At 42.7% G+C, this 19,508-nt stretch carries 25 protein-coding genes, 1 tRNA gene and 1 pseudogene; 23 read left to right on the top strand and 4 right to left on the bottom strand.

Annotated elements, in window-relative coordinates; all coding sequences use genetic code 11:
* Window positions 1–234: 234 nt before the first annotated feature.
* The 8 genes from NSS78_RS16550 to NSS78_RS16515 all read left to right on the top strand — a co-directional run bounded on the left by NSS78_RS16550 (window position 235) and on the right by NSS78_RS16515 (window position 7,548).
* Window positions 235–1,620 (top strand): C40 family peptidase, encoded by a 1,386-nt coding sequence (locus NSS78_RS16550; protein WP_137054366.1) that lies wholly within the window; start codon window positions 235–237, stop codon window positions 1,618–1,620.
* Between the two features lie 233 nt (window positions 1,621–1,853).
* Window positions 1,854–2,804, top strand: coding sequence for a thioredoxin-disulfide reductase (gene trxB, locus NSS78_RS16545; RefSeq protein ID WP_034620189.1), 951 nt, complete (start codon window positions 1,854–1,856; stop codon window positions 2,802–2,804).
* 357 nt (window positions 2,805–3,161) lie between these two features.
* Complete coding sequence (locus NSS78_RS16540; RefSeq protein WP_003213484.1) at window positions 3,162–3,626, top strand: 8-oxo-dGTP diphosphatase; 465 nt, start codon at window positions 3,162–3,164, stop codon at window positions 3,624–3,626.
* Window positions 3,627–3,665: 39 nt separating this feature from the next.
* The gene (gene rapZ / locus NSS78_RS16535) at window positions 3,666–4,553 is read left to right on the top strand and encodes an RNase adapter RapZ (RefSeq protein WP_034620188.1); all 888 of its coding nucleotides are present in this window, start codon (window positions 3,666–3,668) and stop codon (window positions 4,551–4,553) included.
* On the top strand, window positions 4,554–5,513 hold the full coding sequence (locus NSS78_RS16530) for a YvcK family protein (RefSeq protein WP_012011357.1): 960 nt from the start codon (window positions 4,554–4,556) through the stop codon (window positions 5,511–5,513).
* A gap of 17 nt (window positions 5,514–5,530) precedes the next feature.
* Window positions 5,531–6,481: a DNA-binding protein WhiA gene (gene whiA / locus NSS78_RS16525; protein WP_003213321.1), complete on the top strand. Its 951-nt coding sequence runs from the start codon at window positions 5,531–5,533 to the stop codon at window positions 6,479–6,481.
* Between the two features lie 26 nt (window positions 6,482–6,507).
* Window positions 6,508–6,765, top strand: a complete 258-nt coding sequence (locus tag NSS78_RS16520; protein WP_003212821.1) for an HPr family phosphocarrier protein — start codon at window positions 6,508–6,510, stop codon at window positions 6,763–6,765.
* Between the two features lie 39 nt (window positions 6,766–6,804).
* Window positions 6,805–7,548 carry an arylamine N-acetyltransferase gene (locus NSS78_RS16515; RefSeq protein WP_050944257.1) on the top strand — a complete coding sequence of 248 codons (744 nt, stop codon included), beginning with the start codon at window positions 6,805–6,807 and terminating at the stop codon, window positions 7,546–7,548.
* A 50-nt stretch (window positions 7,549–7,598) separates the two neighbouring features.
* Here the strand turns inward: NSS78_RS16515 and NSS78_RS16510 are convergent.
* Together NSS78_RS16510 and NSS78_RS16505 are read right to left on the bottom strand one after the other, a co-directional pair.
* Window positions 7,599–7,937 (bottom strand): annotated as a pseudogene (locus NSS78_RS16510) (ribonuclease); the annotation flags it as partial.
* Window positions 7,938–8,271: 334 nt separating this feature from the next.
* Entirely contained in the window at window positions 8,272–9,249 is a 978-nt protein-coding gene (locus NSS78_RS16505; protein ID WP_342468230.1) for a D-glycerate dehydrogenase, read from the bottom strand.
* Between the two features lie 553 nt (window positions 9,250–9,802).
* On the opposite strand from NSS78_RS16505, the gene NSS78_RS16500 reads away from it, so the two are divergent.
* Together NSS78_RS16500 and NSS78_RS16495 are read left to right on the top strand one after the other, a co-directional pair.
* Window positions 9,803–10,384 (top strand): carbonic anhydrase, encoded by a 582-nt coding sequence (locus NSS78_RS16500; protein ID WP_003213318.1) that lies wholly within the window; start codon window positions 9,803–9,805, stop codon window positions 10,382–10,384.
* Window positions 10,385–10,421: 37 nt separating this feature from the next.
* A complete protein-coding gene (locus NSS78_RS16495) occupies window positions 10,422–12,044 on the top strand; it encodes a SulP family inorganic anion transporter (RefSeq protein WP_327839644.1) in 1,623 nt (540 codons plus the stop codon).
* A 28-nt stretch (window positions 12,045–12,072) separates the two neighbouring features.
* Here NSS78_RS16495 and NSS78_RS16490 read toward each other — a convergent pair whose 3' ends face one another.
* Window positions 12,073–12,402, bottom strand: a complete 330-nt coding sequence (locus NSS78_RS16490) for a MazG-like family protein (RefSeq protein ID WP_003213115.1) — start codon at window positions 12,400–12,402, stop codon at window positions 12,073–12,075.
* Window positions 12,403–12,538: 136 nt separating this feature from the next.
* Here NSS78_RS16490 and NSS78_RS16485 point away from each other — a divergent pair, with 136 nt between their 5' ends.
* Window positions 12,539–13,117 (top strand): TIGR00730 family Rossman fold protein, encoded by a 579-nt coding sequence (locus NSS78_RS16485; protein ID WP_327839646.1) that lies wholly within the window; start codon window positions 12,539–12,541, stop codon window positions 13,115–13,117.
* A gap of 64 nt (window positions 13,118–13,181) precedes the next feature.
* Here NSS78_RS16485 and clpP read toward each other — a convergent pair whose 3' ends face one another.
* Window positions 13,182–13,778, bottom strand: a complete 597-nt coding sequence (gene clpP / locus NSS78_RS16480) for an ATP-dependent Clp endopeptidase proteolytic subunit ClpP (protein WP_024719872.1) — start codon at window positions 13,776–13,778, stop codon at window positions 13,182–13,184.
* A 227-nt stretch (window positions 13,779–14,005) separates the two neighbouring features.
* Here clpP and NSS78_RS16475 point away from each other — a divergent pair, with 227 nt between their 5' ends.
* The 12 genes from NSS78_RS16475 to NSS78_RS16420 all read left to right on the top strand — a co-directional run bounded on the left by NSS78_RS16475 (window position 14,006) and on the right by NSS78_RS16420 (window position 19,424).
* Entirely contained in the window at window positions 14,006–14,311 is a 306-nt protein-coding gene (locus tag NSS78_RS16475) for a TM2 domain-containing protein (RefSeq protein ID WP_050944247.1), read from the top strand.
* A 118-nt stretch (window positions 14,312–14,429) separates the two neighbouring features.
* A tRNA-Arg gene (locus NSS78_RS16470) sits at window positions 14,430–14,505 on the top strand.
* A 183-nt stretch (window positions 14,506–14,688) separates the two neighbouring features.
* Window positions 14,689–15,675 carry a tyrosine-type recombinase/integrase gene (locus tag NSS78_RS16465; protein ID WP_342468229.1) on the top strand — a complete coding sequence of 329 codons (987 nt, stop codon included), beginning with the start codon at window positions 14,689–14,691 and terminating at the stop codon, window positions 15,673–15,675.
* Window positions 15,676–15,818: 143 nt separating this feature from the next.
* A complete protein-coding gene (locus NSS78_RS16460; RefSeq protein ID WP_341033523.1) occupies window positions 15,819–16,166 on the top strand; it encodes a helix-turn-helix domain-containing protein in 348 nt (115 codons plus the stop codon).
* A gap of 363 nt (window positions 16,167–16,529) precedes the next feature.
* Window positions 16,530–16,754, top strand: a complete 225-nt coding sequence (locus tag NSS78_RS16455; RefSeq protein WP_342468228.1) for a hypothetical protein — start codon at window positions 16,530–16,532, stop codon at window positions 16,752–16,754.
* Window positions 16,744–17,079 carry a hypothetical protein gene (locus tag NSS78_RS16450; protein WP_342468227.1) on the top strand — a complete coding sequence of 112 codons (336 nt, stop codon included), beginning with the start codon at window positions 16,744–16,746 and terminating at the stop codon, window positions 17,077–17,079. Before NSS78_RS16455 ends, NSS78_RS16450 begins: the two co-directional genes overlap by 11 nt.
* A 23-nt stretch (window positions 17,080–17,102) precedes the next feature.
* On the top strand, window positions 17,103–17,330 hold the full coding sequence (locus NSS78_RS16445; protein WP_342468226.1) for a hypothetical protein: 228 nt from the start codon (window positions 17,103–17,105) through the stop codon (window positions 17,328–17,330).
* On the top strand, window positions 17,327–17,668 hold the full coding sequence (locus tag NSS78_RS16440; RefSeq protein ID WP_003213512.1) for a hypothetical protein: 342 nt from the start codon (window positions 17,327–17,329) through the stop codon (window positions 17,666–17,668). Before NSS78_RS16445 ends, NSS78_RS16440 begins: the two co-directional genes overlap by 4 nt.
* Window positions 17,668–17,865, top strand: a complete 198-nt coding sequence (locus NSS78_RS16435) for a hypothetical protein (protein ID WP_050782668.1) — start codon at window positions 17,668–17,670, stop codon at window positions 17,863–17,865. The genes NSS78_RS16440 and NSS78_RS16435 overlap by 1 nt, the downstream gene beginning before the upstream one ends.
* A gap of 12 nt (window positions 17,866–17,877) precedes the next feature.
* A complete protein-coding gene (locus tag NSS78_RS16430) occupies window positions 17,878–18,240 on the top strand; it encodes a hypothetical protein (protein WP_342468225.1) in 363 nt (120 codons plus the stop codon).
* A gap of 1 nt (window position 18,241) precedes the next feature.
* Window positions 18,242–18,628: a hypothetical protein gene (locus NSS78_RS16425; RefSeq protein WP_342468224.1), complete on the top strand. Its 387-nt coding sequence runs from the start codon at window positions 18,242–18,244 to the stop codon at window positions 18,626–18,628.
* Window positions 18,615–19,424 carry a hypothetical protein gene (locus NSS78_RS16420; RefSeq protein WP_342468223.1) on the top strand — a complete coding sequence of 270 codons (810 nt, stop codon included), beginning with the start codon at window positions 18,615–18,617 and terminating at the stop codon, window positions 19,422–19,424. The genes NSS78_RS16425 and NSS78_RS16420 overlap by 14 nt, the downstream gene beginning before the upstream one ends.
* Window positions 19,425–19,508 lie beyond the last annotated feature (84 nt).

Below are 19,508 nucleotides of genomic sequence, written 5' to 3'. Positions count from 1 at the left end.
AATAAAAATATTAGCTCATTTTGTCGATGTCTCATGTATAATGAAAATCGTGGATTAAAACAAAGACATATATTTAGATATTTTACTATACATAATGAAACACCTAGTGATAGAAACAATCTGGTCAACATCTGACTGATCAATCAGGAAGAAAGACATAGATAGCACAGATTGGTCGCAGAGAATTTGCTGCTTTCTCATGTCGCTTGGAAATTGTCAAAGGAGGAACTATTCGTGAAAAAGTTTATTACTTTCGGTTTAGCTTCGGTCATCGGAGCGAGCAGTTTATTTATCCCATTTACTCATGAAGCAAACGCACAGAACTTTGAACAAAAGAAACAAGAGCTGGACAGCAAGCAATCTGAGGTCAACAAAAACCTTCAAAAGAAAAAAGATGAGCTTTCAAAGCTTGAAGCAAAACAAGAGGCACTTGCACTAAAGCTAAAAGAAATTGACGAGAAAGCTTTAAAAACAAGTGATCAAATCGAAGAAAAACAAAAAGAAAATGAACAAACGAAAAAAGAAATCAATGCACTGAAAAAAGACATTGCTGATACTGAAAAACGTATTGAAGATCGAAACAAATTCTTGAAAAAGCGTGTACGTGCGCTTCAAGAAAGCGGCGGTTCTACGAAATACATAGATGTATTACTAGGAGCGAAAAGCTTTAGCGATTTCATCAGCCGTGCAGGTGCAGTATCTACACTCATCAACGCAGACAGCGAAATCATTAAAGAGCAAGAAAAAGACAAAGCTGAGCTCCAAAAGTCTGAAAACGAATTAAACACAAAGCTTGAAGATGTTCAAAAGACACTTACAAAGCTTGAAACACTTCAAACAGACTTGAATAAACAGCTTGATGAAAAAGACAAGCTATTCAAGCAAGTGAAAAAGCAAAAAGGAAGTGCTTCTTCTCAAATTAGCGAGTTAAACAGTGAGGCTAACAGCATTGCATCTGAAAAAGACGCAACAATCACTGCTCAAAAACAAGCTGAAAAGGAAGCAAGAGAAGCAGCTCAAAAAGCAAAAGAAGAAAAAGTACAAAGACAACAGCAGCGTCAAGCTAGTGTTCAAGCAGAAGACAACAGCTCAACGAACGACAGCAGCTCGTCTTCAAATAACAGTAACAGTGGATCTTCAAACAACAATAATAACAACAGCAGTTCACCAAGTAAGAAGCCATCTACTGGCGGTGGATCACCTGTCAGCAGTAACGTAGGCGGAATCGAAGGTGCAATCAGCACAGGTTCTTCCATTGTTGGACAATCTCCATATAAATGGGCTGGTGGCAGATCACAAGCTGATATTGACGCACGTCGTTTTGACTGTTCTTCATTCGTTCGCTGGGCATTTGCATCAGCAGGCATCAACCTTGGACCAGTTGGCGGTACAACAACAGATACGCTTGTAGGTAAAGGAAGAGCTGTAAGTGCATCTGACATGAAACGCGGAGACCTTGTGTTCTTTGATACGTATAAAGTAAATGGACACGTTGGTATTTACTTAGGAAACGGTACATTCTTGAACGATAACAGCTCTCGCGGTGTTTCAGTTGACTCTATGAGCAATGTTTACTGGAAAAAAGCATTCAATGGCGTTGTAAGAAGAGTCGTTGAATAAATCATTACTTACTATATAACCGTAAACAGGCTTCCTTAAACAGCAGTTTAAGGAAGCTTTTTCTTTTTTTGAACATATGAGCAAATGATTCGCTTATTATCCGCAGATTTAATAGGATATGGGTAAGGAATAAAAATAAGAGTGGAATGGATGCTTTCTGTCATGAATGGAAGCATCACCCAAGGGCATTCTAATAAGAAATGCTAGCAGCAATTGAAGAGGGAGTGACAGTTGTGTCAGAAGAAAAAATCTACGATACGATCATCATTGGAGCGGGACCTGCCGGAATGACAGCCGCTGTTTATACATCTCGTGGAAATCTTTCAACATTGATGATTGAAAGAGGGATTCCAGGCGGTCAAATGGCTAATACGGAAGATGTCGAGAACTATCCTGGCTTTGAAAGCATTTTAGGGCCAGAACTTTCAAATAAAATGTTTGACCATGCGAAGAAATTCGGTGCTGAGTATGCATATGGCGATATCAAAGAAATCGTAGACGGTGAAGAGTACAAAATCGTCAAAGCCGGTTCAAAAGAATACAAAGGACGCTCTGTCATTATTGCAGCAGGTGCGGAATACAAAAAAATCGGTGCACCAGGTGAAAAAGAACTTGGTGGTCGAGGCGTCTCTTACTGTGCAGTATGTGACGGTGCTTTCTTTAAAAACAAAGAGCTCGTCGTCATTGGTGGAGGAGACTCTGCGGTAGAAGAGGGTGTGTACCTCACACGCTTTGCGTCAAAAGTAACGATCGTTCATAGACGCGACAAGCTTCGTGCCCAAAGCATTTTACAAGCACGTGCTTTTGATAATGAAAAAATCGACTTCATGTGGAACAAAACCGTTAAACAAATTAATGAAGAAAACGGTAAAGTCGGCAGTGTGACTTTGATTGATACGGTGACTGGTGAAGAAGAAGACTTTAAAACAGATGGCGCCTTTATCTATATCGGAATGCTGCCACTGTCTAAACCATTTGAAAATCTCGGCATTACAAATAAAGAAGGCTACATCGAAACAAACGAAAGAATGGAAACGAGAGTGGAAGGCATTTTCGCCGCTGGTGATATTCGTGAAAAAACACTCCGTCAAATTGTGACAGCAACAGGTGACGGAAGTATTGCCGCACAAAGCGCACAGCATTATGTAGAAGAGCTTGCTGAAAAACTTAAAGCAACGAAATAAAAGGCTGTCGTAAATCCTTAATATAGCGTCATGGGCTTTTAACTGGAATGTAACACGGGTGAAACAATTTTCCGTTATGATAAAACTAGTAATTGACCCCCTTTTATAAGGAATACATGTTTGGCACGGATGAGAATCCGTGTCCTTTTTTTTGCTTAAAATCAGAAATTCATGAGATGTTCACAAATGACGCATGGAGAACCATTGGTTGCTGTAAAATAAAGAGTAGAGAAATTGCCCGCCACTCCTTTCAGACGAAATTCGGTCTGTTTTCGGTGAAGAAGGGGCATGTTCATTGTGGACGTCAGGATGAACCTGTATAATAAGTTAAAGACATAAAAGAGTAGGTGACAGCTGATGCAACGAGTAACCAATTGTGTGCTGCATCACGAAGATCAAGTTCTCTTGCTGCAAAAGCCAAGACGAGGCTGGTGGGTAGCGCCGGGCGGAAAAATGGAAAGCGGAGAATCGGTCAAGGATTCAGTCGTGCGAGAGTATAGAGAAGAAACAGGAATTTATATTTTAAATCCACAGTTAAAAGGTGTTTTTACCTTTATCATAAAAGAAGGCGATCAAATCGTTCAAGAGTGGATGATGTTCACCTTTATGGCAGATTCATTTACTGGAAAAAACGTGACAGAGTCAGAGGAAGGCATTTTAAAGTGGCATGAAGTAAAGGATGTGCCGCATTTACCGATGGCACCAGGGGATTCCCATATTCTTGATTTCATGCTAAAGGGAAAAGGACTTCTTCACGGTACTTTTACGTATACACCTGATTTTGAATTGATTGCTTATCGGTTAGATCCTCAAGGAGACTAATACATGAACCGTTTTTATAAAGAAGGAGAGGAAGCAGGCATGAATACGCACAAACAAGAAGATATTCAGCTTGTGATTATTACAGGAATGTCAGGTGCGGGGAAAACCGTTGCCATTCAAAGCTTTGAAGATTTAGGTTACTTCTGTGTAGATAACTTGCCGCCATCACTTTTACCAAAGTTCCTAGAACTCATGAAGGAATCGAATTCGAAGATGAGTAAGGTTGCCCTTGTGATGGATTTGCGCGGACGAGAATTCTTTGACAGCTTGATTGCAGCCTTAGATGAAATGAGTGATCTTGGCTGGATCACACCAAGAATATTATTTCTAGATGCAAACGATAAGGTGCTTGTCTCAAGATACAAAGAAACGAGACGTTCGCATCCTCTTGCGACTACAGGTTTGCCGCTCGAAGGAATCGCAATGGAACGCGATCTGTTAGAAGAGTTAAAAGGTCGGGCTCAAATGATTTTTGATACATCGGATTTAAAACCAAAACAGCTTCGAGAAAAAATTGTCGCGCACTTTGCCACGACCCAAGGGCAGGTGTTTACAGTGAATGTGATGTCTTTCGGTTTTAAATACGGTCTGCCGATTGATGCTGATCTTGTATTTGATGTGAGATTTCTGCCGAATCCTTACTATATTGAGAGCATGCGTCCACAGACTGGAAACGATGAAGAAGTGCGCTCCTATGTAATGAAATGGAGCGAGACACAAAAATTCACAGAGAAATTAATTGACCTTCTCAGCTTTATGCTTCCGTCCTATAAACGAGAAGGAAAAAGCCAGCTTGTGATCGCTATTGGCTGTACAGGCGGGCAGCACCGATCAGTGACGCTAGCGAACTACTTATCGGAGTATTTTAAAAATGACTACTACACTCATGTCACTCACCGGGACATTGAAAAGAGAAGCAGAAAATAGATGACGACACTTCCAAAGGTGGTCATTCTTGGCGGGGGCACTGGCTTATCTGTTTTGCTCAGAGGGCTAAAAACAAAGCCAGTGGACATTACCGCTATTGTAACGGTTGCTGATGACGGAGGCAGCTCAGGCAGACTGCGGCATGATTTGAATATTCCGCCTCCAGGCGATATTCGAAATGTCCTTGCAGCTCTCTCTGATGTTGAACCGCTTGTAGAAGACTTATTTCAGCACCGTTTTAACAAAGGGAATGACTTAACAGGCCACTCTCTTGGCAACCTCATTCTTGCGGCCATGACAAATATAACCGGTGATTTTTTTCATGCCGTCACAGAAATGAGCAAGGTCTTAAATGTGAGAGGAAAAGTCTTGCCAGCAGCGAATTCAAGTGTTGTTCTACATGCTGAATTAGAAAATGGGCAAGTGGTAACAGGAGAATCAAAAATCCCAACATACGGTGAGCGAATTAAACGAGTGTTCCTCACACCTGATACGATTGAGCCGCTCCCAGAATCGATTCAAGTCATTCGTGAAGCCGATTTGATCGTCATTGGACCTGGCAGCTTGTATACAAGTATCTTGCCAAACTTGCTTGTACCGCATATTGGCGAAGAAGTGATTCGTTCTAAGGCGAAAAAAGTGTATATTTGCAATGTCATGACGCAGCCAGGGGAAACGCTTTCCTACAGTGCAGCTGATCATGTGCAGGCATTAAACGATCATATGGTTCGTCCATTTATTGATACCATTTTTGTAAACAATAAAGAAATTCCAGAAGAGATCAAAGCAAAATATGCAGAAGAACAGGCACAGCCTGTACAGTTCGACACAGATGTACTCAAGGCAATGGGACTGGAAGTCATCCCTGGGGAAATCATTACATACGACCAGCATGTGATTCGTCACGACACGCTGAAAGTAGCCGCGCTGCTTGTCGACCTGCTGCATAAGAAAAAATAGGAATGGGGGTGGCAAGGATGTCATTTGCATCCGAAACAAAAAAAGAGCTGACTAATCTGGACGTGAAGGACTGCTGCACAAAAGCAGAGCTTTCTGCCCTCATCCGTATGAACGGTTCATTATCTTTCTCTAATCGAAAATTAATTCTAGATATACAAACAGAGAACGCAGCCATCGCAAGACGGATTTATACGCTGCTAAAAAAGAAATATGATGTCACAGTCGAGCTGCTCGTTCGTAAGAAAATGAGATTAAAAAAGAATAATGTGTATATTGTCAGACTGGTAGAACGAGCGAAAACCATTTTAGAGGATTTGAAAATATTAGGTGAGCAATTTGTATTTGAGCGTAACATTTCAGAAGAGCTTGTAAAGAAAAGATGCTGTAAGCGCTCCTATATGAGAGGTGCTTTTTTAGCAGGCGGTTCTGTAAATAATCCAGAAACGTCTTCCTATCACCTTGAGATTTTTTCACTATATAAAGAACACAATGATGCCCTTTGTGAGCTGATGAACCAATTTCATCTCAACAGTAAAACACTTGAGCGTAAAAAAGGCTACATCACATATATGAAAGAAGCCGAAAAAATCACCGAATTCTTAAGTGTTGTAGGTGCGCATAATTCACTTCTTCGCTTTGAAGACGTTCGAATCGTCCGTGATATGCGGAATTCCGTGAACCGGCTCGTCAATTGTGAAACAGCAAACTTGAATAAAACGATTGGTGCATCCCTGCGCCAGGTCGAGAACATTCAATTCATTGATGAAAAAATTGGACTTGATGCCCTGCCAGATAAGCTGCGAGAAATTGCAAAGCTGCGAGTCGACTATCAAGAGGTCACGCTAAAGGAATTGGGAGAAATGGTGGAAAGCGGCAAGATCAGCAAATCAGGCATTAATCACCGCTTAAGAAAGCTAGATCAAATTGCAGAACAATTACGAAACGGACAAGCTGTTACACTTAAATAGGAGAATGAAAAAGGGAGGCAGATCATATGGTGGAAAAAACGGTCACCATCCAGTTGAAAACAGGCTTGCAGGCACGTCCCGCTGCTTTGTTCGTACAGGAAGCGAATCGCTTTGGGGCTGAAATTTTTCTAGAGAAGGACGGAAAAAGAGTCAATGCGAAGAGCATTATGGGTCTCATGAGCCTTGCGATCAGCTCTGGGATCACTGTCAAACTGATAGCAGATGGTGCGGATGAACAAGAAGCCATTGATGCGTTAACTGATTTTATCAATCAAGAAAACTGAGTCTCTTCACAGACTCAGTTTTTTTAGAAGGGAATGAACATGATGCAATCAGCATTTTTACAGAAGATCGGATACGAAGGACAGTCCATCACCTTTGATGACCTGCCTGCATTATTAAAAAAGATGGCCTACACCTTTCCATTTGAAAATAGATCTGTGCTGAACAAACAATCCTATGCCTTGAATCAAGAAGGATTGAAGCAGCACCTTCTTGAAGGAGGCAGAGGAGGTCTTTGTTACGATCTCAATCCTCTTTTATATTATGTGTTAAAAGAGGCAGGACTCGCTGTACAGCTCGTTCAAGGGACCGTGTATAACAAGGAAGCGGGCACATGGGCAATCGATGGCACGCACGTAGCCATGACGTTGAATCATCACAACGAACGGTATCTGATTGATGCGGGTTTTGGTGTGAATTTACCTCTTCAGCCTGTACCCTTTACTGAAGAATGGGTCGAAGGAGCGTCTATTCGGTTTCGAGTCAAAGAAGAGAAAACCGAAAAAGGTACGCATCTTGTCCAATTAGATAGAGGAGAAGGCGCTGAGACAGGCTATGCATTTACATTGGAAGAGGTGAGTGAGCCTACATTGGTCCAAATGAGAAAGCAGATTTATGAAAATGAAGCCTCTCCTTTTAACAAAAGACCGCTTGCTTCAAAGCTCACACCAACAGGACGTGTAATCGTCACCGAGGATCATGTCACCATACATGAACATGAAGAAGTGTCGAAAAAACCGCTGCCTCTGCCTTTTGAGGAATACGTGAAAACCCTGCTGCCATAAGTAGCATCAAAAAAACAGCCCTGCGTCAAATGGGGCTGTTTTTTGATTGATTATCGAATACGTGTGAATGTAGCGTAATGGTCTGTTGTTTTGTAAATGAGCCAGTCGCTTGAATACAAGAGGCGGTCAGCATTGCGGAAGCCTGAGACGTAGTTGATATCTGCCTCACGCCATGTGCGGCCGCTTGCTGAAGGAAGACGTCCCTCCCGGTTAGAGAAAACATCTCCACCGATGCTTTTGCCTGGGGCAACCTCTGCTAGATTTCCCTTTGATGCCACCCATCCAAGAGCACTTGCTTGTGATTTTGTGATGTAGTTATCAGGCAGTCGTTTGTAGCGAATCAAATAATCGGCTACACCATCAAACGTATTAATGACGGCAAGGGTATGAACATCTGATGTCAGTTGAACAGAAGCTGTTTCATTTGTGGCGGTCGGTGTAAGTGGTGTTTCGGCATAGGCTTGCTGCGGAATAAAACCAGAAAACAGAATAGCAGCGATCAGAGCAAACATAGTAAAAACCGAACTGATTTTTTTCATCTTCATCCTCCTATTAAGGAAATCGGAAGCTGTCCTCTTGATGCTTGTCTACCTCATATTATAGCACCCGAATATGAAGGAAATGTAAAGAAACAGGATCTTTGCTAAAATGAGGCTTTTTTCCTGATATCCTTCTATTGAAATAAATAAAAAGACGCAGCTCTGAATCCTGCGTCTTTTCCGATTAAGATGAAGCAAGCTCCTTCACAATATCTACAGGGGCTTTGCCATCAATTCCATGAATCACAGTATGAATGGCTCGTTTCAGCATAAGATCCCGTGTTGTTTCAGTAGCGGAACCGATGTGGGGAACAAGGGTGACATTGTTCATTTCTTTGAAAGGATGATTCTCCTGAAGCGGTTCCTGTTCAAACACATCAAGACCTGCGCCTTTGATCCATCCCTCTTGAAGCGCTTGAATGAGGCTTTTTTCGTCCACTGTTTTCCCGCGGGAGATGTTTACAAATAAAGCCGTTTGCTTCATTAACTTCAATTCTCGTTCGCCAATCATATGATACGTTTCATCGGTCAGCGGTGTAATCAACACAATGATATCAGCTTGCTTTAGCAGGTCATCAAGTGTGCAATATAAAGCGCCATATGCTGATTCAGCCTTTTCATTCCGGCTGCGGTTATGATACAGAACATTCATATCAAAACCATGTGCAGCTCGTTTGGCAACTTGCTCTCCGATTCGTCCCATGCCAATAATGCCAAGCGTTTGATGATGGACATCGATGCCAAAGATATCCTCTTCCTGTACAAATTTCGTCCATTTCCCCTCACGGATCAAACGATCAAGCTCGGCAATTCTTCGCGCAGAGGAAAGAATGAGTGAAAATGCAAGGTCAGCCACAGTATGGTCGAGTGTATGAGGCGTGTGCGTACCAATTACGCCTCTTTGCCTCATCAATTCTATATCGAAATTGTCATAGCCGACAGAGTTATTGCTCACTACTTTGAGTTTTGGTGCGTGATCTAATAGCTCTTGATCGATTTTCGTCCCAGACGTTAAAAGACCATCAGCATGCTGCAGTTTTTGAAACAAAATATCTTTTGGAATGGGGTCCTTGGATTGCCACACCTCGTATGTACAATGTTCCTTTAGTATTTCCTCAAATGAAGCAGGTAATGGTTTGGCGACAAAAATGTGTGGTTTCATTGTCAACTCGCTCCTTTCACATGATCATCTTGCTCCTTTTATTATAAAGCAACCATTTCGGCTGAACACGTTTGAAGGTTATCTGCTCAATATTTAATATACTAAAATAACGGAAAAGAGAGACATTTTCTTAGTGAAAAAGGGTATTCATATGCCATCTGATGCATTTTTTACTTAGATGAAAATCAGCTAATAGGAGTTGTGACATATGAAAAAGCCGGTTTTTCTGAGAGATTATCTGACAAACTGGAAAATAGATCGAGATTTTTTGATAGAAAAATGATTATATTTGAAACATATTAAACGGGAAGGTCGTTTTCTACTAAACCATTTCATCGTCTTTTGGCGAGTAGAGAACGATAGATTGAAAGGAAGACCGCGTCCCCCTTGCGATGAAGCGTAAATGAGAGAAAATGATCACATTTCTTCTCATCGTTTTCTCATTTTTTTCTTTTTTTTCTATCATTTTTCATCTTTATGCTTGAGAACACACGAAAGAAAAGGAGGACAGGCATGAGCTTACGTGACTTATAAAAAGATGGGAGATGGCAGGATGGGATCAAAATTAGAACAGATTCTTCAGCACAATTCAAAGTTCGTACAAGAGAGACATTATGAGCCTTACAAAGCGGGGAAATTTCCTGAAAAGAAACTCGTCATATTAACTTGTATGGATACACGTCTTTTGGAATTATTGCCGCAATCCATGGGGCTGCGCAACGGTGATGCGAAGATCATTAAAAATGCGGGCGCCATCGTCACACATCCTTTTGGCAGTGTGATGCGGAGTATTCTGCTAGCAATCTATGAGCTAAAGGCAGAAGAGGTATGCATTGTAGGACATCATGAATGCGGAATGGCAGGTCTTGCGGCAGATCCTTTACTTGAAAAGGCGAAAGCACGTGGCATTGAAGAGAAATGTTTGAGCATTGTGAAAAACTCAGGAGTTGATTTAAAGGGATGGCTGACAGGCTTTGATTCGGTTGAAGAGAGCGTGTCCCAAAGTGTGAAATTGGTTAAAGAGCATCCATTGATGCCAAGTGATGTGGCTGTTCATGGACTTGTCATTCATCCAGCAACGGGAAAGCTGGATGTCGTTGTGAAAGATAATCAGATTGATGCGCAGTATACCTAAATCATCTACACATACTTGAAGGAGGCCAACACATACCATGCGTTTTTATGGAAGATTTGAAGGATATGATTCATCAAAATTTAGACGTGATTTAATCGCTGGGCTTGTCGTGGGCGTTGTGGCAATTCCTTTAGGCATGGCTTTTGCCATTGCATCTGGTGTCGGACCAGAATATGGATTATACACAGTCATCGTTGCCGGCATTTTGATTTCATTGTTTGGTGGTTCAAAGTATCAGATCGGCGGGCCGACTGGGGCGTTTGTTCCGATTTTATTTGGTATCGTCAGCCAATATGGTATCGAAAACTTACTCATTGCCGGTTTTATGGCAGGGTGTATGCTTGTATTATTCGGGATATTCAAACTAGGGAAGCTCATGAAATTTATTCCTCGTCCGGTTATCATCGGCTTTACTGCTGGCATTGCTGTCATTATTTTTTCAGGACAGATTGCCAATTTCCTCGGATTAAAGGGTGTTGAAAAGCATGAAAGCTTTTTCCTCAATATGAGAGAAATTGTGGTCCATCGCGGTACCGCAAACAGTCTTGCCATCATCACAGCTGTTATTGGGCTTATCGTGATTTTGGCAGCACAAAAATACATTCCCAAAATACCTGGTGCTCTATTAGGTCTATTGGCTTCAACGTTTCTAGCTGTTCTCTTTTTCCAAGGACAAGTTGAAACGATCGGCTCGGCATATGGGGAAATTCCTCGTCAGCTGCCAAGCTTTGCTTTTCCTGAATTAACGATTGAAAAAATGATCTACCTCCTCCCTCCAGCGATTGTCATTGCGCTTTTAGGCGGAGTAGAATCGATCTTGTCCGCAATGGTTGCTGATAATATGAAAGGCTCTAAGCATGATAGCAACAAGGAGCTTGTCGGACAAGGGATCGCCAATATGGCGGCACCGCTGTTCGGAGGAATTCCGGCGACTGGGGCGATTGCCCGTACGGCAACAAACATCAAAAATGGCGGAGCAAGCCCGATTTCAGGTGTTGTGCATGGCGTCGTCGTGCTGCTCATCTTAATGCTCTTTGCGCCATATGCGTCGATGATTCCACTTGCTGCGATGGCACCGATTTTAATGTTTGTGGCTTGGAATATGAGTGAGAAAAAAGAGTTTATCAATATTGTAAAAGTGAAAAATGCGGATTCCCTTGTACTTGTTGTGACCTTCCTGCTGACGGTCATCGGTGATTTGATTATTGGCGTCACCGCAGGTCTCATTTTAGCCTTTATCGCTTTCATCAAAAAAATGAGCCAGACGACCAGCATTCATCCAAACGTTGCGGTTCCCCAGATGGAAACAGCAGCTGCTTTAGAAAAACAGACAGACCAGCAAGGCATCAGTATGTACGCCATTGAAGGGCCGCTGTTTTTCGGAACAACAGATTCACTCGAAAATTCGATTCTTGACCATGTTCAGACAAAGCCGAAAACGCTCATTCTGCTCATGAATAAAGTCAACTATATGGACACATCAGCAGAAGCGGTGCTGATGAATATCTCCAATCGGTTAAAGCATCATAATGGCAAGCTGATGATTGTCGGACTTCAATCACAGCCGAAAGAGCTTTTGCACAGAACAGGTCTTTTCCATCATATTGGAAAACAGCATTTCTTTGAACGAACAGATGATATCTCACCACAGCAGCTATAAAGGTGGAAAAAAGCACGTGACGATGTGGTCACGTGCTTTTCAGTTCTGAAAAACGCTTTGTGAGTTTCTGTTGATGAGAGGAGAAAATCTCTTCTACTGTGACATCATAGAGATCGGCTAAAATAAGTAGATTCGCTAACACATCTCCCATTTCTTCAACGAGTTCTTTCTTCAACTCAGATGATTTTTGTTTTTGCTCGTCAGGCCGGTCACGTCCGATCTCGATGGCTCTAACAGCGCGAGCGAGTTCTCCTGTTTCTTCCATCAGGAACCCTAACCGGATAAACGGTCCGTATTCTGTCCAATTTCTCTTTTTGTAAAAATCCTTGATCCATTTCTCCATCTCATTTGTTTGCATTCTCTTTATACAGCTCCTTATATGGTGTGTACCTTTTGATTTTACACTATATATAGATGAAGCGGCTGTTTTTTTAAAAACAATTATAGTAGAATGAGTGGGTGAAGAAATCATAGAGAGAGATGGAGCTGTTTTGATGAAAACGATTTGTGTGTTTGCTGGTTCGAATCCAGGCGTGAAGGACGTCTACAAAGAAAAGGCTGTAGAGCTGGGGACTTTTATGGCAGAGCATGACATCCGTCTTGTATACGGCGGTTCACGAATTGGATTGATGGGTGCCATTGCAGATGAGGTCTTAAGACATGGCGGGCAAGTCATTGGAGTTATGCCTAAGGGGCTTTTTAGAGGAGAAGTTGTACATCAAGAGCTGACAGAGTTAATTGAGGTAACGGGAATGCATGAACGAAAAGCGAAAATGAGTGAGCTGGCTGATGGATTTATTGCGATGCCAGGCGGCTTTGGTACATATGAAGAATTATTTGAGGTGCTATGCTGGGCACAAATCGGCATTCACCAAAAGCCAATCGGCTTGTATCAAGTGAATGACTATTTCAATCCGCTCATTGACATGGTGAAGTTTAGTGTACAGGAAGGTTTCTCGAATGAATCACACCTCCAATTGTTACATGCCTCCAGCGAACCGGAGGAATTAATCACGCAGATGGCTTCTTATCAAACACCATCTCTTCAGCAGAAATGGACGGAGCTGTCTTAAAGTAAAGCGTATTTCAACCACAAAAAACCGTCTGTTCAAGGAGCAGACGGTTTGTTTTGTCATATTATTTTTGTTCTTCTGAATTACGGGTCAAGACTTTGTCAATGAGTCCGTATTGAAGTGCTTCTTCTGCTGTTTTGAAGTTGTCACGATCTGTATCGCGCTCAATGACTTCGATTGGCTGACCAGTACGTTCAGCAAGTACTTGGTTCAGTTTATCGCGTAAAGAAAGGATTCGTTTTGCCGCAATTTCAATTTCTGTTGCTTGACCTTGGGCACCACCTAGTGGTTGGTGAATCATGACTTCACTGTTTGGAAGAGCATAACGCTTACCTTTTTCACCAGCAGCAAGCAGGAACGCACCCATAGATGCAGCCATACCAATACAAATGGTTGATACCTTTGGTTTAATAAATTGCATCGTATCGTAAATGGCCATACCAGCTGTGATTGAACCGCCAGGGCTGTTAATGTAGATAGAAATATCTTTTTCTGGATCTTCAGCTTCTAAGAAAAGCAGCTGTGACACGATGGAGTTGGCAACATTGTCATCGATCGCAGAACCAAGCATGATAATACGGTCTTTTAAAAGACGAGAATAAATGTCGTAAGCTCTTTCCCCACGATTTGTTTGTTCAATGACTGTAGGTATTAAATTCATAATGTTCCTCCTTCACCTTTTAGGTAAGTATGTAATTCAATGATACATTTTTGGTCAATAAAGGTCAAACAAAACGCAATCAAAAAATTCGACAGCCACATGTTATTTTTCCCAAAATTTATTTTTCTTAAACCATGGAAAAGTTTTAAAAAATATGGTAAAACTTTCTGTTATGAGGTAATATTACCTATGTTGTTATTATATATAGTCAGAAAGAAGGAAGAATAGTGGATAATCTTTTGGAGAAAAGTAGTTTGACTGATCAACAGCGTATTGTTGTATCAACTGAACTTCAAGCCAAAAAAAAGTCGAAATTAGTTGTATTTATTTTGTGGTGGTTCCTTGGAGCTATTGCCGTTCATCGTTTTTATCTTGATGAAAAGAAAGGCTATGCAGTGACCATGCTTCTACTAGGATGGTTGACATTGTTCATTTGGCCATTTATTGATGGGATCATTTGTCTTGTCAAAACAGTGGATGAAGTAAATGAAAACATGGAACGAAAAATTATTGCATCTGTTAAAAGTGCATAAGTCGACATGTCTGCATCTTTTCGGTGCAGGCTTCTTCTTTGAAGTCATCAGAATATCATTGCTTTCTTGCAGCATTTCCCTTATAATTTGATATGCTGACGTTCAAAAAACATATCGTGCGCTCGTAGCTCAGTTGGATAGAGCGGTGGTTTCCGGTACCACGTCTGCCGGGGGTTCGAATCCCTCCGAGCGCGTTACAACGTTTTAACGCCGTTATATCAACGTTTTCCAACGGTCCGTTAATGCGATAAGTGTACGGAAGGGCGCGATCTAGGAAGAAACGGACATTCGTTTTTATCCGATTTCGTGTCTTAGCGGACAAACTAGACCGATTCTCTACGAAGCCTTGCGGAATAATTTCCGGGAGGCTTTTTATTATGGCGATTATAAGAAGACGGCAAGGTGTGCGGAATAGGCGCGATGTAAGTAATGATCGAGTTCGGTCCTCATTTACGACAATACAAGACGCATTAGATGCGGTAGTTACCGTTATGACCGCGCAGAACTTTAGGGAAAGAACTATCGGAGACTATTGCGCCCATTTCGGCGAATTTTTAGACGTGGTCGCGTTAGATCCTGCGATGCCAATTACGGCAGCCACCGAAGATCACTTTCATACTTATATTACGATAATGTTAAAAAAGCGAGGGCTGTCGCCAGTAACGATTAACATTCGTTTAGGCGGTATTAAATCGTTATTCAGTAAGATGGTAGAACGCGGCCTTATCAACGAGAGTCCTTGCGGTCGTGTGACGAAGCTACGTACCGATCAGACCGTCGTTAAAAGTCTTACTGATTCGCAGGTAAAGCGTTTCTTCAGCGTCATCGATAAGGATACTTTTGCGGGATTCAGAGACTACGTGGCGTTTTACCTTTCGTTGAAATGCGGACTTCGGTCGAATGAACTAGAGGGCCTAGAACCATCCGACGTTGATTTCGATAATAAAGTGCTTATGTTGCCAGGCGCAATCAACAAGAATCGTAAAAATCGTATGGTTCCGATGACCGAAAAAGTTGCCGATAATCTCCACCAGCTTCTATTAGAAACGGAAGACTATTTCGGAGAGGCGAAAAAGGTATTCGTAAATCAGTACGGTGATGAAATGGCGAAGGAACATTTGCGGAAGCGTGCTGCTAAATACGCTGGATTGGCGAACCTTAAAGGAGAATGTCGCGCGAGTATTCACAGCCTGCGTCATACATTTGCGATCAATTATCTGCGTAACGGCGGCGATATCCGATCGCTGCAAAAGATACTCGGCCACGCCGACTTAGAATCTACGCAAGTATATCTCGACTATGTTGACGATGTAGTCGTGGAGCAGTTCAACAAAGCGAATAAAAACGACACTCTCGAAGTGTAAAAGAAAACCTCGTCTAAACAGGCGGGGTTATTTTTTTTGTTTTTAATGTCCCGATTTCCGATGGGCATATGCGACTGTACTTATGAAAGCGAAATTGATTCGCAAAATAGACGCTGGCACTACTGTAACGGAGGTGATCGAATATGAGCGAACAGACAGGCGTTTTAGATCTACGTGAACATAAATTTACACAAGTCGCAAGTAGCGTGCTGGCTGACGGTAATATTCTCGATAAGAGTGCGCAAAAGCTAGTATACACGATGCTCTCGATGCACGCAGATAATCATAGTAAGCAGTCGTTTCCTTCCGTTAAAACTTTGGCAGCGGAGTGCCTGTGTTCGGAAAATACGGTAAGGAAGGCGCTGACAAAACTGAAGGATGTCGGCTTGATCGATATCCGAGAGCGGAAAAGTAAGGAGAGCGGTCAGTTATCGAATTTGTACGTATTGCTTCCCATACCGACTTCATTCGATGAAGGCAGGGGTTCATGAGGTGAAGCCGTCCCTTGCTCAAACGACAGACGAACTATACTCATTTACTATATTCATTATCTATAATCAATTAAATAATAGCGCTCAATCAAAACCTCTCGCGCAAATAACTACTTAAAAGATATATCTATCGCGATAAGGTTATATGCAAAGAGTGAGCGTAAGCGAACGAATTGCTACGGTTTTCAATAATAAACGGAAAGAGGTGCGTTATGTTTACGAAACATGAACTCGTTACTATATACGAAGCACTTACCGAACTACACCCGAGCACTCAGGCGCAATTTAAAGACGGCGTAAAATTAAAGGTAGCTGATTTAAGCGACAAAGTATTGCGACTAATAAACGAAAAGGAGTGATCGTATGTCATACGTAGTCTTAAAGAAATCCGAAATAGATCGGTACGCAACAGACGAACAAAAGCGTCATTTATACGACATGCAAGTCGAAATTATGCTTAATAGGACGATTCAAGGAAAACGTCCAGTAAATGATTACGTAGTTATTAATCGTGATGAGCCGTATTTTTCGGACGTAATGCAATTAGTCGAATCTAACGAAAAGGAGTCCGATAATCATGACGATTAATATTCCGTTATCACCCGACTACCGCCTTACATCAGACGCCCACAATATCATCGTCAACGAGCGCTATTTCACCGACCCGACCAAAGCGCCGGGCTGGGCGAAGAAACTGGCCGAGAACCCTGACGCCGACCCGACGCCCGTCGAACGCTGGCGAGAAGTTTCGTATCACCCTACGATTGATCGCGCCATCTTGGACGTTATGAATCGTCGGATCAAAACATCGGATGCGGCATCTCTAGCCGAGATCGCGCAAATGGTACGGGAGTTTCGCACGGAATTAGCGGAGGCACTGACGATCGAGGGCGCTACTACTACGGTCAAATAAAACGGCTAGGAGGCGGTTAAATCGTGGCTAAAACGAAGGATCAAGAAATCGCAGAATTACGTCAGGCATTGGCGGCGCTGATTGCGGAGAATGAAAAATACGTAGATCACCTCGCTCGTATACGAGATATGATGCCGGAGGAATTTGATGACCGGAATGCGACCGAACATTTACTCGCGATCGGTTCGCCGGAGCACGTTAAGGATTACGTTAGATTCGTATTAAACCGAATGAAGGAGGCGTTAAAATGAAGCCGGAAATCACGAAAGAGCAGGCGAAGGCTATATCATATTTAAGAGGACTCGGTAGGGATGACGAATATATTTTGAGTCACTTTGGCGTATATGTCAGGCATTGCGCAGTACTGAACGATTTAAGTCGCGTTTCATTAGCGGCTGCGTTAATCAACGGATATGAAGTCACAAAGTCGCCGGAACAAAAGGTACGAGATTACTACGAAGCTAATTACGCCAAACACGAAAGGTCGAAGCCGTTTAGTGATGACGATTATTACACGGCGGGCGTTTCAAACGGAATCAAACAAACGCTCGACCATCTTGGCATCAAAATCGAAGGGGTGAATGCGTAATGAAAATGACGTACGTACTTACGGATATAAAGCGCCTTATTGACAATGATTTATCGAAATTTGGTCAGCGCGTTAAATCAATTGCGTACAGCGTCTATACGTATAATGGGAGCGTTGATATAGCTGGTAATGATCACGATTATTCAGAGAAGCGTATAAACGGAATAACCGTAGAGACGGAATCAATCGAAGATTAGGAGGCGATATTCATGAACGAAAAGCCTATCGGAAAATGGACGGCACGCGACTTCATCGTTTATCTGCACGACCGCCACCCCGAAGTCTACGGCATCAAATACGTCGCAAACAACCGCGGCATGGAAGCGCGGAACCTAAAGACGATGATCGACGAATATGGGGCGGTTATCGTACGTGACTTCATTGACGCTTGCTTTGCGGCTAAGAAGCCGACGGCTCAATGGCCCGGCTGCAACTTCGGCTTTATGTTTTCGTATATGCGAGACCGGCACCTGCCGCCGTTGCTTGCGAAACAAAAATCGGTTAAACAGACGGAAGAAGACGATCAGAGGGCGGCGGCACAGACGCAAATAAACTACGGGGAGTTGTTTTAGTATGACGTGTAGACTTTGCGAAGAACGCGGAAAGACATGGACGGGCGACGATCCGGTATGTGCGTTTGAGGGCGGGACTTTCTCGGCGGACAATTGGGCATGCGCGACAATGAGTAAATTGCGAGAGATAGCGCGTGAGCAAGACGTCGTTACTCGGTGTGATATGTCTGCGGGAACATTCGGATATGTGCGAGTTGATAATGATTATGCTCCGGAAACTTACGATGGTACAGGCGGCTATATTGCGATGGCTTGGTATAAGGAAAGAGGTCGCGTTGGAAATGCCGTATTCATGGACGACGAAAAAACGAAGCCACTTACGCTTGAACACGCAGAAATTGCGATTAAAACATACGAAAAGGAGCTGGAACAGGATGACGCAATATAAGACGGAGAAACGTAAGGCACGAGTAGGCGAGCGAATTTTGATTACGGATGTAGATGTTAATGAGAAGCGATATGGAAATGGTGCTGTGCTAGATGTTATAGACTCTCGCGGAAAGATAGTACACGACGAACATGGCCGACTTATCTACGACCATGAATACGAAGTCATCGTCAAAGAACACACGCCAACCCCGAACCTAGACGAAATGAACTTCGATGAATTAGTGTCACTTAGTTTTGACGTAATGGATGCAATTAGAGCACGAACCTATAAGAATGGATACGATCAAGGACGTTTCGATGCGGAAATTGAGGAGGCGCACGGTACGGGTGAGAAATCGAATCAGCAGAAACGGGATGAGATCGTAGCGCAGGCAAAGAGAGACGTATCAGCGTTGATCAGACGAAACTTCACATCTAGAACCGACTTTATCGTTAATACTGAAAAAAGAACCGTTGTTGCTTTACGAAAGTCGTATAGACTCGGTTACGTTAACGAGAGGGGAATCGGTAAATGCGCACCTAACGATTGCTTCAACGCCCACATCGGCAAGGCTATTGCGTTAAGACGTGCGTTAGGACTCGAAGTGCCTGCGGAGTATTTAAACGTGCCGCAGCCGACAGAAGTTCGTGAAGGAGATTACGTAGCTCGTAACGGAGGGACTGAGCGTATGGTCGTTTCCAGCGAAGACAAATTTCCGCCATATGATAAACCGTTTATAGGATTAGATTTCGTAAACCGACATAGCGACATGTTTAAAATCATTGACGATTCGAGAGTAGGTGAGGGCGAATGAAGACGGTTAATGTAACATACTTCAGAACGAGAGGTAAGTACTACCTCGACGAAACGATAGAAATTTCGGAAGAGTTAAACGGCT

It is taken from the genome of Bacillus sp. FSL W8-0920, assembly GCF_038593215.1.
Taxonomy (GTDB): Bacteria; Bacillota; Bacilli; order Bacillales; family Bacillaceae; genus Bacillus; species Bacillus pumilus.
This window is presented reverse-complemented; position numbering and strand designations above follow the sequence as displayed.

Bases quoted from the DNA above. Each gene is read 5' to 3' on its own strand.
- NSS78_RS16540 (WP_003213484.1), top strand. From the start codon at position 3,162: ATGCAACGAGTAACCAATTGTGTGCTGCATCACGAAGATCAAGTTCTC.
- rapZ (WP_034620188.1), top strand. From the start codon at position 3,666: ATGAATACGCACAAACAAGAAGATATTCAGCTTGTGATTATTACAGGA.
- NSS78_RS16530 (WP_012011357.1), top strand. From the start codon at position 4,554: ATGACGACACTTCCAAAGGTGGTCATTCTTGGCGGGGGCACTGGCTTA.
- whiA (WP_003213321.1), top strand. From the start codon at position 5,531: ATGTCATTTGCATCCGAAACAAAAAAAGAGCTGACTAATCTGGACGTG.
- NSS78_RS16520 (WP_003212821.1), top strand. From the start codon at position 6,508: ATGGTGGAAAAAACGGTCACCATCCAGTTGAAAACAGGCTTGCAGGCA.
- NSS78_RS16515 (WP_050944257.1), top strand. From the start codon at position 6,805: ATGATGCAATCAGCATTTTTACAGAAGATCGGATACGAAGGACAGTCC.
- NSS78_RS16505 (WP_342468230.1), bottom strand. From the start codon at position 9,249: ATGAAACCACACATTTTTGTCGCCAAACCATTACCTGCTTCATTTGAG.
- NSS78_RS16500 (WP_003213318.1), top strand. From the start codon at position 9,803: ATGGGATCAAAATTAGAACAGATTCTTCAGCACAATTCAAAGTTCGTA.
- NSS78_RS16495 (WP_327839644.1), top strand. From the start codon at position 10,422: ATGCGTTTTTATGGAAGATTTGAAGGATATGATTCATCAAAATTTAGA.
- NSS78_RS16490 (WP_003213115.1), bottom strand. From the start codon at position 12,402: ATGCAAACAAATGAGATGGAGAAATGGATCAAGGATTTTTACAAAAAG.
- NSS78_RS16485 (WP_327839646.1), top strand. From the start codon at position 12,539: ATGAAAACGATTTGTGTGTTTGCTGGTTCGAATCCAGGCGTGAAGGAC.
- clpP (WP_024719872.1), bottom strand. From the start codon at position 13,778: ATGAATTTAATACCTACAGTCATTGAACAAACAAATCGTGGGGAAAGA.
- NSS78_RS16465 (WP_342468229.1), top strand. From the start codon at position 14,689: ATGGCGATTATAAGAAGACGGCAAGGTGTGCGGAATAGGCGCGATGTA.
- NSS78_RS16460 (WP_341033523.1), top strand. From the start codon at position 15,819: ATGAGCGAACAGACAGGCGTTTTAGATCTACGTGAACATAAATTTACA.
- NSS78_RS16455 (WP_342468228.1), top strand. From the start codon at position 16,530: ATGTCATACGTAGTCTTAAAGAAATCCGAAATAGATCGGTACGCAACA.
- NSS78_RS16450 (WP_342468227.1), top strand. From the start codon at position 16,744: ATGACGATTAATATTCCGTTATCACCCGACTACCGCCTTACATCAGAC.
- NSS78_RS16440 (WP_003213512.1), top strand. From the start codon at position 17,327: ATGAAGCCGGAAATCACGAAAGAGCAGGCGAAGGCTATATCATATTTA.
- NSS78_RS16435 (WP_050782668.1), top strand. From the start codon at position 17,668: ATGAAAATGACGTACGTACTTACGGATATAAAGCGCCTTATTGACAAT.
- NSS78_RS16430 (WP_342468225.1), top strand. From the start codon at position 17,878: ATGAACGAAAAGCCTATCGGAAAATGGACGGCACGCGACTTCATCGTT.
- NSS78_RS16425 (WP_342468224.1), top strand. From the start codon at position 18,242: ATGACGTGTAGACTTTGCGAAGAACGCGGAAAGACATGGACGGGCGAC.
- NSS78_RS16420 (WP_342468223.1), top strand. From the start codon at position 18,615: ATGACGCAATATAAGACGGAGAAACGTAAGGCACGAGTAGGCGAGCGA.